The 17,880-nt window shown below is 62.4% G+C and carries 8 protein-coding genes and 1 tRNA gene; 2 read left to right on the forward strand and 7 right to left on the reverse strand.

Translation table 11 applies throughout. The features are described from left to right. Window positions 1-33: 33 nt before the first annotated feature. Window positions 34-267, reverse strand: coding sequence for an acylphosphatase (locus EN846_RS26785; RefSeq protein WP_245509035.1), 234 nt, complete (start codon window positions 265-267; stop codon window positions 34-36). Between the two features lie 364 nt (window positions 268-631). Between EN846_RS26785 and EN846_RS26790 the strand changes: the two genes are divergently transcribed. Beyond that, window positions 632-856: a hypothetical protein gene (locus tag EN846_RS26790; RefSeq protein ID WP_127285434.1), complete on the forward strand. Its 225-nt coding sequence runs from the start codon at window positions 632-634 to the stop codon at window positions 854-856. A gap of 320 nt (window positions 857-1,176) precedes the next feature. On the opposite strand, the gene EN846_RS26795 is transcribed toward EN846_RS26790, so the two are convergent. The 5 genes from EN846_RS26795 to EN846_RS26815 form a co-directional block, all read right to left on the reverse strand. Then, window positions 1,177-2,187, reverse strand: coding sequence for a GlxA family transcriptional regulator (locus EN846_RS26795; RefSeq protein WP_127392473.1), 1,011 nt, complete (start codon window positions 2,185-2,187; stop codon window positions 1,177-1,179). Window positions 2,188-2,386: 199 nt separating this feature from the next. After that, window positions 2,387-4,447, reverse strand: coding sequence for a response regulator (locus EN846_RS26800; RefSeq protein ID WP_128346480.1), 2,061 nt, complete (start codon window positions 4,445-4,447; stop codon window positions 2,387-2,389). A 10-nt stretch (window positions 4,448-4,457) separates the two neighbouring features. Further along, the gene (locus EN846_RS26805) at window positions 4,458-10,172 is read right to left on the reverse strand and encodes a HAMP domain-containing protein (protein ID WP_127309773.1); all 5,715 of its coding nucleotides are present in this window, start codon (window positions 10,170-10,172) and stop codon (window positions 4,458-4,460) included. A 489-nt stretch (window positions 10,173-10,661) separates the two neighbouring features. After that, a tRNA-His gene (locus tag EN846_RS26810) sits at window positions 10,662-10,738 on the reverse strand. Window positions 10,739-11,085: 347 nt separating this feature from the next. After that, a complete protein-coding gene (locus EN846_RS26815) occupies window positions 11,086-11,544 on the reverse strand; it encodes a phasin (protein ID WP_127286863.1) in 459 nt (152 codons plus the stop codon). Between the two features lie 247 nt (window positions 11,545-11,791). Here EN846_RS26815 and EN846_RS26820 point away from each other — a divergent pair, with 247 nt between their 5' ends. Beyond that, window positions 11,792-15,604 carry a PAS domain S-box protein gene (locus EN846_RS26820; protein WP_135859198.1) on the forward strand — a complete coding sequence of 1,271 codons (3,813 nt, stop codon included), beginning with the start codon at window positions 11,792-11,794 and terminating at the stop codon, window positions 15,602-15,604. Window positions 15,605-15,852: 248 nt separating this feature from the next. On the opposite strand, the gene EN846_RS26825 is transcribed toward EN846_RS26820, so the two are convergent. After that, complete coding sequence (locus tag EN846_RS26825) at window positions 15,853-17,811, reverse strand: acetoacetate--CoA ligase (RefSeq protein WP_127284453.1); 1,959 nt, start codon at window positions 17,809-17,811, stop codon at window positions 15,853-15,855. Window positions 17,812-17,880 lie beyond the last annotated feature (69 nt).

Below are 17,880 nucleotides of genomic sequence, written 5' to 3' on the forward strand. Positions count from 1 at the left end.
AAGGTGCACGCCGCTTCGCAAGCGGCTGCAAACCTAGCCCGATTCGCTCTCGATCCGCGCCCGGCGGATGGCCTCGACCCAGACATCGATTGGTCCAAGGGAGCACCCCATCTCCATCATGTCGATGAGTTCGGCCGGACCGGCAATGTCGAGTTCGATCCGGCCGGGACCGGCAGCGCATATTGCCTGCGCGAGCCCGAGCTTGGCGGCATGACGCTCGATCCACGGAACAAAGGATGCCGCCTCGACATCGCCGAGGATCGTCATGCGCTCCCGCGAAGAACGTGGATTTTGCTCGCCCATCGAGACCTTCATGCTTCGTCCGCGACCGTCGCGGCGGGACAGGATACGACTGTTTCGACTGCTGCACAAAAGATACCGGAAGAAGGTGCCGAGAGAACGGGTTCGCAGAAGCGTTGCCAGGCAATTTGCGGCTGCAGGGGGCTTCCAGGCGGGAAAGCTAGTGCTCCTGCCGGGCGCCCATCAAACGACCTGACGATCCTAGCCAACGGTACCACTGGCTTGTCGGTTAAACCCGCCCCGCATTGTGACAAGCTGTCGCGCGCCGTGTCGGAACCAATCCAATCGGCACTGGTTTCGATCTTGAAGGGACCGCAACGCGAGCGGAAAGATGGTTGAAATTTACAGCTTGGAAATGGACAAGGCGAGGCAGCGTGCCGGCCGAGCGGAACTGGCCTTGGAACGGGCGGAAGAACTGCTGGATGGTGACGGCAACGTCGCCGTCAATTTGGCCCTGTGCTGCAGGATCAGAGGCGCGCAGCGGCGCGTGAGCGAGGCCAAGGCACGGCTGAGGAAGATTGAGTCCGCCAGAACGGAAAGACTTCGCACCGGTTGACCCTATCCTCCCTGGATTAGCAAATGTAACTGCGTGCGCGGCGGCGGGCGTGGTAGAGTGGGATGTGCTGGAGTTCTCCTGGGAGGAGTCGTCCTTGAGTATCGCATCCAAGCTCGCCGCAATGTCGGCGGGGCTGCTCGCCAGGCGTGTAGCCGCCGCTCAACCCACTGCTGCCGTCAAACCCATCCGGTCGTCGCTCGCCGACGTTCCCCTCCGGCGCCAGCCTCTTCCGTTCAAGCCACGACCGCCGATCCGACCTTGCAGCAACATGTGACCTGAAGCCGTCACTCGCCGCACTGCTGCGCCTGATGGCATTGAGTCTATCTATCGACAAGGCTCGTGCCGCCGGCAACTGCCGATCTCAATTTGCTCGGCGGCATTCCAAATGTCTCCCGGAAAACCCTGGAGAAATGCGACGCGTTCTCGAAGCCGACTTCGATGGCGATGTCGAGCATCGGCACGCTGGTCTCGAGGAGAAGCTGCTTTGCCCGCTCGAGGCGCACCTTCTTGTAGACGAGCGCCGGGGAGGTTTTCGTCTTCTCCATGAACAAGCGTTCCAGCTGCCTTCGCGACAATCCAACCGATGCCGCGATCTCGGATATCGAGATTGTATTCTCGATATGGTTTTCCATCGCAATCAGCGCCGCCTGAAGCCGCGGATCGTTGCATTCGATCGAGAGCGGCCGGCGCGGCTGGATGTGCAAGGCCGGGCGCGCCTTGTCGATCTGCAGGACCTCGAGCGCGTTTCTCTCGGCGCGTTCGCTGATGTGACGCCTCACGATCGATGCGGCCATGTCCGCCGCGCTGCTGCCGCCGGCGCACGATCCCCTGGTCCGATCGAGGTTGAAGATGCGGTCCGACCTGACTTCGTGATCCGGGAAACGCTGGCGGAATGCCTGGTAGTGCAGCCAGCTGACGCAGGTCCGGTGGAACTTCATCAGGCCGGCGTCCGCAAGCACGAAGGTCCCCGTGCAGACGCCGATCAACGGCACTTTGCTGGCGGCTGCCTTCTTGAGATAGCGGACCGTCTCATCGTCGACCGGGAACTCGGTGTTCAACAGCCCGCCGACGACGACGATATAGTCGAACAGATTGGGGTCCACGAGATCCGATGTCGGCGCGACCTGCACGCCGCAGCTGGAGGTGATCAGGTGCCGAGTGCTGGCCAGAACCTGCCAATCGGCAAAGATGCGGCCCGACCGGTCCGCCTCGTCACTGGCCAGACGCAGCGTATCGACGAACAGGGCGAAGGCTGAAAGGGTGAACGAACGCGCGAGCACAAAGCCGATTTTCAGTCGGCTCACCTCGGCAATTCCGTTCGCGGATTTCATCGATCGTTTCCTTCGCTTCGGCCAGTTGCGGCTTCGAGCCTCGTCGCCAGCGTTGCTATCCTACCTGCAAAACTGTGGCCATGATGCTGGCGGAAAAGTCGCACTGATGCTCCATGAACGACATGACGACCTCAGGCTGAAGCGAGCGGACCCCAACCGGTGTGGTGCACGCACCATAGCTGTGGACGCTGGCTTGCTATCAGCTGATCGCGTAGGCAGCGTTGACGCGCAGGATGTTCTCTATGAGGTCCTTTTCGCGAAAGGGCTTGTTGACCAATGGAACATCCGGAGGACGGTTTGCGATGGCGTCGGCGTCGGCGTATCCCGTTATCATCACCGCTGGCCAATTCGAGCGCAGGTTGCGCGCAAAGCGAATTACCTCGACGCCCGACACGAGAGGCATGGCGAAATCCGTGACAATGACGTCGAAGTCGTGGGGTGTCCGTTCGATAATCGCCAGTGCTTCGGCACCACCTGCAGCACAGGTGACTGCGAAGCCGCGTTGCCGAAGGGACTCTGCTGTCAGTTGCCGCAGGCTGCTGCTGTCGTCGATCAAAAGCAGGGACGGAAGCGCCTTTTCAGCCTCGCCCATCACCGGCTCCGCGTCGAACTCGGCCGCATTATCTGCCGGCAACTCTGCCGAACGAGGCAACCAAAGCTCCATTGATGTCCCGCGGCCGACGGCGCTGATAATGCGGAGTGCACCACCGGATTGCTTCATGAAGCCGTCGACGGTGCTGAGGCCCAAGCCGGTCCCCTTGCCGAGCGGTTTTGTGGTGAAAAAGGGTTCGACGACCCTTGCCAGAACATCCGGGGGGATGCCTGCGCCGGTGTCCTTGACGGTGAGGACGACGTAGTCTCCCGTTGTCAAATCTTCCGATGCTGCTGTGATCGTCCGGTTCTGTGCGTGCACTGTAATTGTTCCCCCGGAGGCCATGGCATCGCGCGCATTGAAAACCAGGTTCATCAAAGCCAGCTCCAGTTGGCCGACGTCGACATGAGCGGGCCAAACAGAGTTGTCGACCATCCATTCAAACCGGATCAAGCCTCCCAGTACCGGTGCCACCAGCCCGTTCATCGTGTCCCCCAGCGCCGCAAGACGGACCGCGGCAGGCTTCAGGTTCTGTCGCCGAGAAAAGGCGAGCATGCGCGTGACAAGCTCAGCGCCTTGTTTGGCGGAGCGGCGGGTCAATTCAACGATCTGCTTCCCCTGATTGTCGAGCGTGGCATGCCGCTCGAGCAGACCTAGCCCGCTTAGAATCGCAGCGAGCAGGTTGTTGAAGTCGTGGGCCAGCCCTCCGGTGAGTTTTCCGATCGCGTCCAGGCGCTGAGTTTTGAGGAGCTGATTTTCGAGCTCACGGCGTTCTGTTATGTCGAGCAAGGTGCCAAGGATTTCGGGACGGCGCCCGTCGGCACCTTTCGACACGACGCCCTGGTCCAGAAAGATGCGATATTTGCCGTCGGCGCACTGCCAGCGGAACTCGCATGTGTAGGAGCCTGTTGCTTTTGCCGCCAGCAATGCTTCCCGCACTTTGGGCAAATCGTCCGGGTGCACCCGGCTCAGGCCAAAACGTGGATCGGATGTCAGTCGCTCGGGAGGAAATCCCGTCAGACGTTCGACACCTTTGGTGACAAAACGAGCTGCAAAAGGCGGCTCGGCGGCCCTCGCGTGAAAGCAGACGGGCAATGATCCAAGAATGGCTTCCTGTCGCTCCTCCGCGGTGCGGAGCGATCGCTCGGCTTCAAGCTTCTGTTTTTCGGCCTGCAGGGCCTTCGCCAGCAGCGCCTGCTCGGCAATGGCATTTCGCTGGATTTCGAGCGTCTTCTCGTGAAGCTCGACAAATACGGCCACTTTGGATCGCAGCATGACCGGGTCGAATGGCTTGAACACATAGTCTACCGCGCCGGCGTCGTAACCGCGCAGCATATGAGCGTCTTCCTTGTTGATGGCCGTGAGGAAGATGAGAGGCGTTCGCTTGGACTGCTCGCGTTGGCGGATCAGCGCGGCTGTTTCATAACCGTCGAGACCCGGCATCAGAACGTCCAGCAGGATGACGGCGAAATCCTCCTTCAACAGGCAGCGCAGCGCCTCTTCACCGGATTGCACCGTGACGACCTCCGCCAGCGGAGAGAGGAGTTCGTCAATCGCCAACAGATTTCGTTCGTCATCGTCGACGGCGAGGATGCGTGCTTTGGCAGGGCTGTCGGTCGGCTGCACGATTTCCATTTTTTTCGAACGGATAGGCGACAGCTTTTGCATCGGGCACCTGTCAGTTCACGGACATGAGCAGATTTTGCGAGGTCTCGACCCTCGCTCTGGAACGACCGATCCAGACCCGGAGCAACGCCATGAGAAGGTCGAGATCGACGGGCTTTGCTATATAGTCGGACGCGCCGGCTTCCAGGCACTTCTGCCGATCGCCTTTCATTGCCTTTGCCGTCACCGATATCAGTGGAATGTGAGCTATGGCGGGCGTATTGCGGATTCTCCTCATCGTCTCGTAGCCGTCCATCTCGGGCATCATGATATCGATCAAGGCTGCGTCGACGTCGGAGTTCTCCTCCAGCAACGCTATCCCGTCGCGGCCCCGCTCGGCGTGGAGAACTTCGATGTCGTAGGTCTCGAGAACGCTCGTCAGCGAGTAGATGTTTCGGATATCGTCATCGACGATCAGCACTTTTGCGCCAGCGATGTTTGACCTGTTCTCAGCTTGCCCGGGCCCTGCCCCATTGTCCTCGCGCAATCCTCCTGGGAGTGTTGCCGATATGTGGAGAGCCAACTGAGCAAAATTCTCGGCCCGCGGGACATCGATCCAGGCCGGATTGAGCGCCAGCACCTGTTCGATGGCGTCGGAGTGAGGGGCAAAGAACAGAAGCGGCGGCAGCCCGTCTGAAAGCTGGTTGGTAAGCTCATCGAGCGCCTGGGCGTTGTCCTTGGCAGACCTTCCAAGACCGAGAACCACGGCATCGTACGCGGCCAGGTCAATGTCATCTGCAGTCGCCGCGCGACCGATTGCAGTGACCGAGGTGACCCCATCCCGGATGGTTTCGACCAGCGAAAGGCGACGCTCCGGATCGGCGTCTGCGACAAGCACCCGGCGCTGGACACGAAGCTTTCTCGAATGAATATCCTGAAACACCTTCATCAGTTCGTCGGACGACACGGGCTTGGTGGAAATGCTCGATGCGCCCTTGGTGGCCAGGCCTTCGATGTCGTCCGCGCCAGAGATCACATGGATAGGAATGCCGGTGGTCTTCGGATCATGGCGCAGCAGGTCAAAGAGCACCCATCCATCGATGTCCGCCAGCCCGAGATCCAGCGTGATCGCGTCCGGAACCAGCTTGCGGGCCAAGGCCAAGGTTCCGGACCCGGCAGTCGACAGGACACCTTTCAGCCCGGCCGATCGTGCCAGGCCCAGCAGCAGGCCGCCGAAGGTCGGATCATCCTCAACGATCAAAACCACCCTGTCTTCCGCCGAAATGGCGTCGCGGTCGTCCATCAATTCCGCAGACGGCAGACCGGTGGGCGCTGCGGTCGTGGCAATCGCTTCGGTGGCCGGAAGCAATTCCGGCTGCGTCGCGGCCGTAGTCCTTGGACCGTCGATCGGAATGACGAGCGTGAAGGTCGATCCTTTGCCCGGAGTGCTTTCAACCCTGAGTTCACCGCCAAGCAGACGGGCGATCTCACGGCTGATCGAGAGCCCCAGACCGGTTCCTCCGTACTTGCGGCTGGTCGTACCGTCCGCCTGCTGGAAAGCCTCGAAAATCAGTTTCTGCTTGTCTTCCGGAATGCCGATGCCGGTGTCGGTCACCGCAATGGCCAGGGCCCTGGCGGACTGTCTGGCGCCGTTGCGGCGTGCAGTTTTCTCGAGCCGGAAATTCAGGCTGACTTGACCTCCGGACGTGAACTTGAAGGCATTTGACAGCAGGTTGAGGACGATCTGCTGCAGGCGTTTTTCGTCGGTACGCACGGTCTCGGGAAGAGCCGGGTCGACCTTTATGGCAAAGCCAAGTCCCTTGTCGGCGGCGAGCTGGCGGAACGTGCGTTCCATATGCTGGCGCAGATGCGCGACCGGCATGTCATTGATGTCGATCGAGACCGTACCCGACTCGATCTTCGACAAATCGAGGATATCGTTGATGAGACTGAGAAGGTCCGTGCCGGCCGAATTTATGGTGCGCGCAAACTCCACCTGCTTGTCGTTGAGGTTGCCTTGCTGGTTGGTGGCGAGCAGGTTGGAAAGGATCAGCAGCGAATTGAGCGGCGTTCTGAGCTCATGGCTCATGTTGGCAAGGAACTCGGACTTGTACTTTGAAGTGAGCGCAAGCTGCTCAGCCTTCTCCTCAAGCGCCCGCCGTGCCATCTCGATCTCGAGATTCTTGTTTTCGACCTGCTTCTTCTCGTTCTCCAGAAGCTGAGCCTTTTCCTGAAGCTCCTCGTTCGTGGCGTGCAGTTCCTCCTGCTTTTTAGTCAGTTCGGTCTGGCGGGCCTGCAATTCGGACGTCAGCAGCTGCGATTGCTTGAGCAGGCCCTCGGTCCGCATCGTCGCCGCTATGGTGTTGAGAACGATGCCGACGGACTCCATCAGCTGATTGAGAAACGATTGGTGCGTGTCGCGGAACTCGCCGAATGATGCGAGTTCGATGACGGCCTTGACCTCGTCTTCGAACAGAGCCGGCAGAATGATGACGTTGGCCGGCGAGGAGCTGCCCAGTCCGGAGGTGACCCGCAGAAAGTCCGGCGGCACATTGTCGAGCATGATCGCACGCTTGTCTGCGGCACTTTGGCCGACGAGCCCTTCCCGAAGATCGAGCCGTTGCTTGATGGCTGCCTTGCTCTCGGCGCCGTACGACGCCGCCAGCTCCAGATAGGACTCATCTTCGTCGCGGTTGGTCACATAGAACACGCCGTATTGAGCGTTCACCAGCGGGGCGAGTTCGGACATGATCAATCGCGAAACCGTGGCGAGGTCGCGCTCGCCCTGGAGCATCCGGGAGAAGCGAGCCAGATTGGTCTTCAGCCAGTCCTGCTCTGCGTTCTTCAGCGTCTGATCCTTGAGGTTGCGGATCATCTCATTGATGTTGTCCTTGAGCGCCGCGACTTCGCCCGAGGCCTCGACACTGATCGAGCGGGTCAGATCGCCCTTTGTCACGGCGGTCGAGACTTCTGCGATGGCGCGCACCTGGGTGGTCAGATTGGCGGCCAGCTGATTGACATTGTCCGTCAGGTCGCGCCAGAGACCGGCTGCACCAGGCACCCGCGCCTGCCCTCCGAGCTTGCCCTCGATGCCCACTTCGCGCGCGACGTTGGTCACCTGGTCGGCGAAGGTGGCGAGGGTCTCGATCATGCCGTTGATGGTGTCCGCGAGGGAGGCGATTTCGCCCTTCGCATCGACCGTCAGCTTGCGCTTTAGATTGCCCTGAGCCACTGCCGTCACGACGTCGGCGATGCCACGCACCTGGTTTGTCAGATTGGTCGCCATCAGGTTGACGTTGTCGGTCAGATCCTTCCAGGTGCCTGCTACGCCTCGCACCTCGGCCTGGCCGCCGAGCTTGCCTTCCGTGCCGACCTCGCGCGCGACGCGCGTCACCTCGCCTGCGAAAGAGTTCAATTGGTCGACCATGGTGTTGATGGTCGACTTGAGCTCGAGGATTTCGCCCTTCACGTCGACGGTGATCTTCTTGGAGAGGTCGCCTCGCGCGACCGCCGTCGTCACCTCGGCGATGTTGCGCACCTGGCCGGTAAGGTTCTCGGCCATCGAGTTCACATTGTCGGTGAGATCCTTCCACGTTCCGGCGACCCCTCGCACCTGAGCCTGACCACCGAGCTTTCCTTCGGTGCCGACTTCGCGCGCCACGCGCGTCACCTCGCCTGCGAAGGAATTCAGCTGGTCGACCATGGTGTTGATGGTCGACTTGAGTTCGAGGATTTCACCCTTCACGTCGACGGTGATCTTCTTGGAAAGGTCGCCCAGCGCCACGGCCGTCGTCACGTCGGCGATGTTGCGCACCTGGCCGGTCAGATTGGCAGCCATGGCGTTCACATTGTCGGTCAAGTCTTTCCAGGTGCCGGCCACGCCTCGAACCTGCGCCTGGCCGCCGAGCTTGCCGTCCGAACCGACCTCGCGCGCCACGCGCGTCACTTCCGAGGCGAACGAGTTCAGCTGATCAACCATGGTGTTGATCACGTCCTTGATCTGCAGAATTTCTCCCAATGCATCGACGGTGATCTTCTGCGTCAGGTCGCCGGTGGCGATTGCGGTTGCCACCTTGGAAACGTCGCGCAATTGCACGGTCAGATTTCCGGCCATGGCGTTGACGTTGTCTGTCAGGTCTTTCCACGTGCCGCCGACGCCTTCCACGTGGGCCTGGCCGCCAAGCTTGCCTTCCGATCCCACCTCGCGAGCCACGCGTGTCACCTCGGACGCAAAGGAATTCAGCTGGTCGACCATCGTATTGACGGTATCCTTGAGCTCGAGGATTTCGCCCTTGACGTCGACGGTGATCTTTTTGGAAAGGTCGCCTCGGGCGACGGCCGTGGTCACCTCTGCGATGTTTCGAACCTGGCCCGTCAGGTTGGCCGCCATCAGGTTGACGTTGTCAGTCAGGTCCTTCCAGGTGCCGGCGACGCCTTTCACCTCGGCCTGGCCGCCGAGCTTGCCTTCCGTGCCGACCTCGCGCGCCACGCGCGTCACTTCCGACGCGAACGAATTCAGCTGATCGACCATCGTGTTGATGGTGTCCTTGAGTTCGAGAATCTCGCCCTGCACGGCGACAGTGATCTTTTTCGACAGATCGCCAGAGGCAACCGCAGTCGTGACTTCCGCGATATTGCGCACCTGACCGGTCAAGTTCTCGGCCATCGAGTTGACATTGTCGGTCAGATCTTTCCACGTGCCGGCAACGCCGCGCACTTGGGCCTGGCCGCCGAGCTTGCCCTCAGTGCCGACTTCACGCGCGACACGCGTGACCTCCGAAGCAAAGGAGTTCAACTGATCGACCATCGTGTTGATGGTGTTCTTGAGCTCGAGGATTTCGCCCTTCACGTCGACGGTGATCTTCTTCGAGAGATCCCCCAGAGCCACTGCCGTGGTCACTTCGGCGATGTTGCGGACCTGGCCGGTCAGGTTTTCCGCCATGGAGTTGACGTTGTCCGTCAGGTCCTTCCAGGTGCCGCCGACGCCTTCGACACGGGCCTGGCCTCCGAGCTTGCCTTCGGTGCCGACCTCGCGCGCCACGCGCGTCACTTCCGATGCGAAGGAATTAAGCTGATCGACCATCGTGTTGATGGTGTTCTTGAGCTCGAGGATCTCGCCCTTCACGTCGACGGTGATCTTCTTCGACAAGTCGCCTGAAGCAACCGCGGTGGTCACTTCGGCGATGTTGCGCACCTGACCCGTGAGGTTGGTGGCCATGGCGTTGACGTTGTCGGTCAGATCCTTCCACGTGCCGGCAACGCCCTTCACCCGCGCCTGTCCGCCAAGCTTTCCCTCCGTGCCAACCTCTCGCGCGACGCGGGTCACCTCGGAGGCAAAGGAAGCCAGCTGTCCCACCATTGTGTTGACGATCTTGCCTATGCGCAGGAACTCGCCGCGCAGCGGTCGGCCATCGATTTCGACCATCATCGTTTGGGACAGATCGCCTTTTGCCACCGCGCCAATGACGCGAGCCACTTCCGCGGTCGGTTGGACCATGTCTTCGATGAGGTCGTTGACCGACCTGACACTCGATTCCCAGCTACCGGTGGCATTGCGGACGTGGCCCCGCTCGCCGATCCTTCCGTCCTTGCCGACGACCCTGCTCAGTCGCTCAAATTCCTTCGTGACCTGATCGTTCAGTTCAACGATCTGGTTGAAGGCATCGGCGATATCGGAATCGATACCTTCATAGACGTTGTCGATCCGGACGGAAAAGTCGCCTCGCCTGAAGGCTTTTAACGAATTGAGAATTTGACGACGGTCGAGTTGCGCTCTTGATGCCTGCACGCTCACAGTGCCACTCCCAGCCCAGCGGTTTTGTGAAGGAACTTATGCCGATGAAATCCCCACCCCTTGCGGCGACGTACAATCCACCGCAAGGCTAAAAACGTGGAATAAGACAATTGGTTCCGAGGAGAATTTCGCGCAGATGCCGCGGCGTTCGACAGGTCGGCGCAGATGGTTCGACAGATGCCTGCTTGGGCCGAACAGTCGCTGATCGAATGAGGGAAGGCAGAGCGGTCAGCTCAGTCTGGACGGTTCGGGCGAAGCGCAAGCCATCCCCCTGGCGCGTCTTCGCCGCCGATCTCCGCACGGATTTCTGAGCGGCCTTTCGCCAGAACGGATGATCTGCACCAGGTGTGAACGTGTCTTCGATAGGGGAGAGCGGAGGCTTAGGAGGGCCAGAAGGATTCTTCCTTCGAATGCCATAAGTCGGCGTGGCCAGGTTCTCGCTTGGCCTAAGAAATTATCAGCAATAACAGATACTTAAGCCGATGGTACCGTTGGCTGGGATCGAACCAGCGACCTCCGGATCCACAATCCGGCGCTCTAACCAGCTGAGCTACAACGGCACGTCTGCCTGAGCGGGATCGAGGTGAAGCTCTGCTCCCCGGATCCGCTCTGTCGTTCGGCGATGCGTCCAATACGGGCTATCGGAGTCTAATTCAAGGCCTTTGATGAGGCAAAGGCCGGTTCTTCAAACCGACGCTGGGTATCGCCAGGCAAAAGAAAAGGCCGGCGGGAGGAGGTGCCGGCCTTTTCCTGTTACGAGCCAGCGGGAGGAGGTGCTGGCTGGTCACCCCGGGGAGCAGAGGGAGGAGGTTCCGCCCACCGGGTATTCGCTTGGACAACTCTATCGCACATCTATTTGTCTGACGAAATGCGACGTTTTGATGCATCGATGAGTCGTGCGTCTTTATCAGGCGGCCTTGATGTCCTTCAGGGCCTTCTCGAAAGCGGTCTTGATCGGCTTGGCGACGTCCTCGGCAGCCTTGGACGCGACGGCCTGGAATTCCTTGGCCTGCTCGACGGCCAGCTCGGCACGCTTGCGCAGGAAGGAGGTCTGCAGCTCGACGACTTCCGACAGCGACTTGGCGCCGATCAGGGCTTCGAGATGCGAGAAGCCGGCGTCGGCATTGGCGCGCAGCGCGGCAATGGTCTTGAGCGACAGGTCGCCGGAAACGGTCTTGGCGGTCTCGAAGGTCGACTCCAGAACCTTCTGGGTCTCCTCGGCGCCGGTCTTCAGCTTGGTGTAGGCTTCCTTCGACTGCTCGACGCCCTTCTCGGCGAAAGCGCGGATCTGGTCGGTGGCCTTGGAAGCGTCAAAGCTCGGGAATTCGATGTTTTCGATCGTCTCTGAAGTTTTGGTCTTGGACATTTTCCATCCTTTTCGCGGGTAGCGGCTTTGACAGAAAGCCGTCTCGTTCATGTATAATGGCAATATAGAGGTTTTTTTGTGCGATGCAACATCTTTGTTGCAGTGCACCATAAAAATCTTCCCCGCCGTTAACCAAGCGCCCAGAGATTTCGACCGCTGCACCCCTTGGCTTGTGGACCTTCGCCGCGTCCGCTTTTATTAACAAAGCGTTAACTGAAATTGCCCGCTGGAGGGATTCGCCAAGCGCATGCCGCCTGAAAATTACTCCTTCCTCGACGTTGCCGTGCTCGATGCGGTCCGCCAGCGCTTCGCCGCCGGCGACGCGATCGCCATATTGTCGGCCGACCTCGAACAGGTGATCTGGGCCAACGGGCCTGGCGCCGCGGTGTTCGGCCATGACGACATCGAAGGCATCATCGGCGCCTCGGCGCGGCTGCCGCTGATCGCCAGGCGCCAGATCATGGCGACCAGCGGTTTTCCGCAGATCGGCAGCGACCGGGCCATTACGCTCCGGCTGGCGACGGGCTTGAGCAGTCGCGCCGTCGGCTTCCTGGCCAGCGCGGTGACGATGCCGGATGGCGAGAAGGCGATCATGCTGGCGCTGCCCGCGGCGCAGACCGGCTCGCGCGGCGCCGCAGAGATCGCCAGCCGCGCCATTGGCGGCTTCACCGAGGACGGCCATTTCATCGCCTTCATCGACGCCGCCGGCAAGGTGGAGGCCGCATCCGACGGCTTTGCGGCGCTTGGCATCCTGCCCGAGACGCTCGCAGCACTTGTCGCCGACGTGGCCGATGACAGCGACCGCATCGTCAAGCGCCTGGTTCCGGGCGGCGCCAACTCCTATCCTGCCGGCCTGGCACGGCTGACCGACACGCGCCACCTCCTGGTGGTCATTGACGAAGCGCAGCTCGACGACGAGTTGCCGGGTGAGCCGCAGACCGACGGTCCGGCAGCCGAAGCATTGCCGGTCGAAGTGCCTTCCGTCGCCCCGGAGGCAAGCCAGGAACCTGCGCCCGCGAAGCCGGACGCGACGGCCGCGCCCGAGGTGGCCAAGGACGTTGCCATCGCTCACGGCGACAAGGCCGCCGACCCGGCCGCACAACGCCCGAAAGCGGTGGCCGGCGAAACGCAGCCGCAGCACGATCATTGGTATTTCAATGCCGGCGGCGACGAGGCACGGCATCGGGAGCCCGCATCCGGCAAGGCCGAGGCTCCAGCCGAAACGCCTAAACAGGATGGCGCCGCTGCCGCGCCAGCGGCGGAGCCGGCCGCCGACCGGACGATCGATCGTTCGGCGCCGCCGCTGCGCTTCGTCTGGCGCACCGACGCCGACGGCAAATTCAGCGCGCTGTCGCCCGAATTCGCCGACATCGTCGGCAAGCCGGCCGCCGACGTCATCGGACGCCGCTTCAAGGACGTCGCCACCACCTTCGGCCTCGATGCCACTGGCGAGATCGCCGGCCTGCTCGAACGCCGCGACACCTGGTCCGGCCGCTCGGTGCTATGGCCGGTCGCCGGCACCGATCTCAAGATACCGGTCGATCTGGCGGCGCTGCCGGTCTACGGCCGCAGCCGCGCCTTCGAGGGTTTTCGCGGCTTCGGCGTTGCCCGCGCCGGCGACGCGGTCGTCGATCCGGAAGCCATCGGCATGGCGCTTGTTCCCAATGGCGGGGCGCCGGCGGCGAGCGAGCCGGCCGTCAAGGAACCCGTTGCGGAGGCGCCGAAGCCAGCCGACCCGTTCAAGGGCGAGGTGCCGGCGCTGACCATCGTGCCGAAGCCGGAGCGGCGTTTTGCAGACAAGGTGATCCGGCTGGCCGAGCACCGGCAGCCGGCCAACGACAAGGGTCTGTCGACGCTGGAGCGCAGCGCTTTCCGCGAGATCGGCGAGCGGCTGAAGAAGGACAGTTCCGGCCCATCCGAGCCACCGCCTGCCCCCCGGGAAGCGAACCCGCCCGCCGCAAGCTCGGTCGAGACCGCGCAGGCTGAGCAGCCTGTCGCGCATGAGGCTTCGGTTGATGCCGATGCGACAACGCCAGTCAATGCAGCCGACGAAACCCGGGACCAGGCGAACGCCGCGGATGACGAGCCGGTGAGCGCGGAAGCGCCGGCCGAATTGGCGGAACCGCCGGAAGATGACGCCGAGGACGAGAAGGATCTGGCGCGCCTCGACGGCGAGCCGGGCGAAGCCGCCGAAGAGCCTGCCGCCGGTCAGGTCACGCCGCCCCCCGTCTCGGGCTCGCTGCTCGACTATGCCGGCCGCGAAGACCAGACCGACCAGCTTGCCGGTGGCGCCCCGGCTGTCGAGCCTGAAGCGGCCAGGGCCGCCGAAGCTCCGCCGGCTTCGGCGCCGCAAGATGCCGACGACAGCATGACAGCAGACGACTTCCGCGACGCGCAAGACAGCGAGGAATGGGCGCGATCCGACGAGGATGCCACCGCCCACGTCGATGCCGATGCGAAGACGCCGGCGATCGAGCGGCCGCGCCTCCTTGCTCCGCCGCTCAAGCTCGACGGCTTCGTGCCGTCGGCTTTCTCGACCGGCGAGGAGACCAGGGCGCCGGATACGTCCATCCTCGGCAAGCTGCCGGTGCCGCTCATCATCCACTCCGGCGACGCGCTTCACTATGCCAATGACGAGTTCCTGCATCTGACCGGCTATGACACGCTCGACGAGCTGACCGACGCCGGCGGGCTCGGCGCCCTGTTTGCCGATCCCTATGCGCAGTCCGAGGATGGCACCGCAGACGAAAGCGATCGCGCCCTCAGGCTGAAGACGCGCGACGGGCAGGAATTCCCGATCGATGCCATCCTGCGCGCGGTGCCGTGGCGCGCCGGCAAGGCGCTGATGCTAGTGGTGCGCCGCTCCGGCGAAGAGGACGCAGCACCCGCGCATTTCAGTGCCGCCAATGACGAGCCCACCCAACAGCCGGACGTTTCGGAGCTGAAGAGCCGCATCGCCGAAATGCGCACCATCATCGACACCGCCACCGACGGCGTGGTGCTGATCGGCCGCGACGGCAACATCCGTTCGATCAGCCGCCCGGCGGAGGCGCTGTTCGGCTTCGACAGCGACGAGGTCGCCGGCAAGCCTTTCGCCTCGCTGTTCGCCATCGAGAGCCAGCGCGCGGCGCGCGATTATCTCAGCGGGCTTTCCGAACCCGGCGTGGCGAGCGTGCTGAATGACGGCCGCGAGGTGATCGGGCGGGAGTCGCAGGGACGCTTCATTCCGCTGTTCATGACCATCGGCCGGCTGCCCAGCGACAGCGGCTTCTGCGCCGTCGTGCGCGACATCACGCAATGGAAGCGGGCCGAAGAGGACTTGACCCAGGCGCGCGCCGTGGCCGAGCGCGCCTCCTCGCAAAAGACGGATTTCCTGGCCCGTATCAGCCACGAGATCCGCACGCCGCTGAATGCCATCATCGGCTTTTCGGAGCTGATGGTGGACGAGAAGTTCGGCCCCGTCGCCAATGACCGCTATCGCGACTATCTGCGCGACATCAACCGCTCGGGCAATCATGTGCTCGACCTGGTCAACGACCTGCTCGACATCTCGAAGATCGAGGCCGGCCAGCAAGAGATGGACTACGAGGCGGTGTCGCTCAACGACACGCTGGCCGAGACGGTGGCGATGATGCAGCCGCAGGCCAACCGCGAGCGCGTCATCATCCGCTCCAGCTTCGCCTCGCGGCTGCCGGAAGTGGTGGCCGACCTCAGGAGCGTGCGCCAGATCGCCCTCAACATCCTGTCGAACGCCATCCGCTACACGCAGGCCGGCGGCCAGGTGATCGTGTCCACCGCCTACGAGACCTCCGGCGACGTCGTCATGCGGGTGCGCGACACCGGCATCGGCATGAGCCAGGCCGAAATCGAGCAGGCGCTGAAGCCGTTCAAGCAGATCAATGCGTTGAAGCGCGGACGCGGCGACGGCACCGGCCTTGGGCTGCCGCTGACCAAGGCGATGGTGGAGGCGAACCGCGCGCGGTTCAGCATCACCTCGACACCCGGCGAAGGCACGCTGGTGGAAGTCGCCTTCCCCTCGACGCGGGTGCTGGCCGAATAACGCGCTGCCGGAAAAAGAAAAGGCGTCCACCGGACGCCTTAAGGATGGGATTGCTGTCACAACGGGGGCTTGAGCGAATCTGAACCTCAGGGGACGAGGAACGGGATTTCTCCCTCAAGTTACATGCGACTATCGGCGCCGGCCCTTAACAAATCCTTACCCGCCGGGCGGAAAATTTACGAATGTGTACCACTCATGAAATCTAGGTAAATTCGGCCGACATATTTTGTTTACCATTGCGGAGATGGTTAGTCGGCAAGCTGCGGCAGATTGCGGAACAGTTCCAGCGCCTCCGGATTGGCAAGCGCCTCCTTGTTCTTGATGGCGCGGCCATGCACCACGTCGCGCACCGCAAGCTCGGTAATCTTGCCAGATTTGGTGCGCGGAATGTCGGTGACGGCGACGATCCTGGCCGGCACATGGCGCGGGCTTGCGCCAGTGCGGATCTTGGCGCGGATGCGCTTTTCCAGATCCTCGTCGAGCTTCACGCCGGCGGCCAGCCGCACGAACAGCACGACGCGCACGTCATTGTCGAAATCCTGGCCGATGCACAGCGCCTCGAGGATCTCCGGCATCTGCTCGACCTGATTGTAGATCTCGGCCGTGCCGATCCTGACCCCACCCGGATTGAGCGTCGCGTCGGAGCGGCCATGGATGATCATGCCGCCATGCGCCGTCCATTCGGCGAAATCGCCATGGCACCAGACATTGTCGAAGCGCTCGAAATAGGCGGCCCGGTACTTCTTGTCCTCGGGGTCGTTCCAGAAGCCGATCGGCATTGCCGGAAAGGCTTTGGCGCAGACCAGCTCGCCCTTTTCCTGCCTGACCGGCCTGCCGTCGTCGTTCCAGACATCGACGGCAAGGCCGAGGCCGGCTCCCTGGATCTCGCCGGTCCATACCGGCTCGATCGGCACGCCGAGCACGAAGCAGGAGACGATGTCGGTGCCGCCGGAGATCGAGGCCAGATGCACGTCCTTCTTGATGCCGTCATAGACGAAGCGGAAATCCTCCGGCGACAGCGGCGAGCCGGTCGACGAGATGGTGCGCACCGTCGAAAGATCATGCGTTTTGATCGGCTCGAGGCCGGCCTTGCGCACCGAATCGATGAATTTCGCCGAGGTGCCGAAATAGGTCATCTTCTCGGCGTCGGCGAAATCGAACAGCGCATTGCCATCCGGGTAGAAGGGCGAACCGTCGTAGAGCAGCAAGGTCGCGCCCGAGGCGAGGCCGGAGACCAGCCAGTTCCACATCATCCAGCCGCAGGTGGTGAAGTAGAAGAAGCGGTCGCCGTCGAGCAGACCGGCATGAAGCCGCTCTTCCTTGACATGCTGGATCAGCGTGCCGCCGGCCGAATGGACGATGCATTTCGGAATGCCGGTGGTTCCGGAGGAAAACAGGATGTAGAGCGGGTGCGAGAACGGCAGTCCTTCGAACGCCACGGGCTTGACGGCGAAGGAAGACAAGGCCGCCTCCAGGGCATCCGCCTTGTCGATGGTCGCGGCGACGTCGGTCGAGGTGCCGAGGTAATCGACGATCAGCACCTTGCGCACGGTCGCAAGCTTGGCCGCCACCGCCTTGACCTTGTCGGCGACCTCGATCGCCTTGCCATTGTACCAGTAGCCGTCGGGCGCGATGAAGACCACCGGCTCGATCTGGCCGAAACGGTCGAGAACGCCCTGCTCGCCGAAATCCGGGGAGCAGGACGACCACACGGCGCCGATCGAGGCGGCGGCGAGCATGGCGGCGACGGTCTCCGGCATGTTGGGCATCATCGCGGCGATGCGGTCGCCCTTCTTCACCTTCAGCGACAGGAAGAGCTGCTGCAGGCGCGACGTCAGCGCATTGAGTTCGTTCCAGGACAGCCGCCGCTCCACCTTGTCCTCGCCGCGAAAGACGATCGCATCGCCGGAGCCGGTTTTCTTCAGCAGGTTCTCGGCGAAGTTCAGCCTGGCGTCGGGAAAGAAGGCGGCGCCCGGCATCCTGTCGCCGTCGACCAGCACGCGTTCCCCCTTGTCGCCGACGATGCCGCAGAAATCCCAGACAAGGTCCCAGAACGCCTCGCGATCGTCGATCGACCAGCGGTGAAGCTCGGCATAGGAGGAAAATGCGGTGCCCGTTTTCGCCGCCGCGGCCTTCATGAAGGCGGTCATGGGCGCCGCGTCGATCCGGTCCTGCGTCGGCGTCCACAAGGGGGTGTCGGCGGCCATGGTCGTTCCTCCCAAGAACGCGTCGCGTTTGCGGCAGTTAAGCTCAATGCCGCGACCGTCGTTGTCCCA

This window comes from Mesorhizobium sp. M4B.F.Ca.ET.203.01.1.1 (genome assembly GCF_004791025.1).
GTDB classification, from domain to species: Bacteria; Pseudomonadota; Alphaproteobacteria; order Rhizobiales; family Rhizobiaceae; genus Mesorhizobium; species Mesorhizobium abyssinicae.

Bases quoted from the DNA above. Each gene is read 5' to 3' on its own strand.
- EN846_RS26785 (WP_245509035.1), bottom strand. From the start codon at position 267: ATGACGATCCTCGGCGATGTCGAGGCGGCATCCTTTGTTCCGTGGATC.
- EN846_RS26790 (WP_127285434.1), top strand. From the start codon at position 632: ATGGTTGAAATTTACAGCTTGGAAATGGACAAGGCGAGGCAGCGTGCC.
- EN846_RS26795 (WP_127392473.1), bottom strand. From the start codon at position 2,187: ATGAAATCCGCGAACGGAATTGCCGAGGTGAGCCGACTGAAAATCGGC.
- EN846_RS26800 (WP_128346480.1), bottom strand. From the start codon at position 4,447: ATGCAAAAGCTGTCGCCTATCCGTTCGAAAAAAATGGAAATCGTGCAG.
- EN846_RS26815 (WP_127286863.1), bottom strand. From the start codon at position 11,544: ATGTCCAAGACCAAAACTTCAGAGACGATCGAAAACATCGAATTCCCG.
- EN846_RS26820 (WP_135859198.1), top strand. From the start codon at position 11,792: ATGCCGCCTGAAAATTACTCCTTCCTCGACGTTGCCGTGCTCGATGCG.
- EN846_RS26825 (WP_127284453.1), bottom strand. From the start codon at position 17,811: ATGGCCGCCGACACCCCCTTGTGGACGCCGACGCAGGACCGGATCGAC.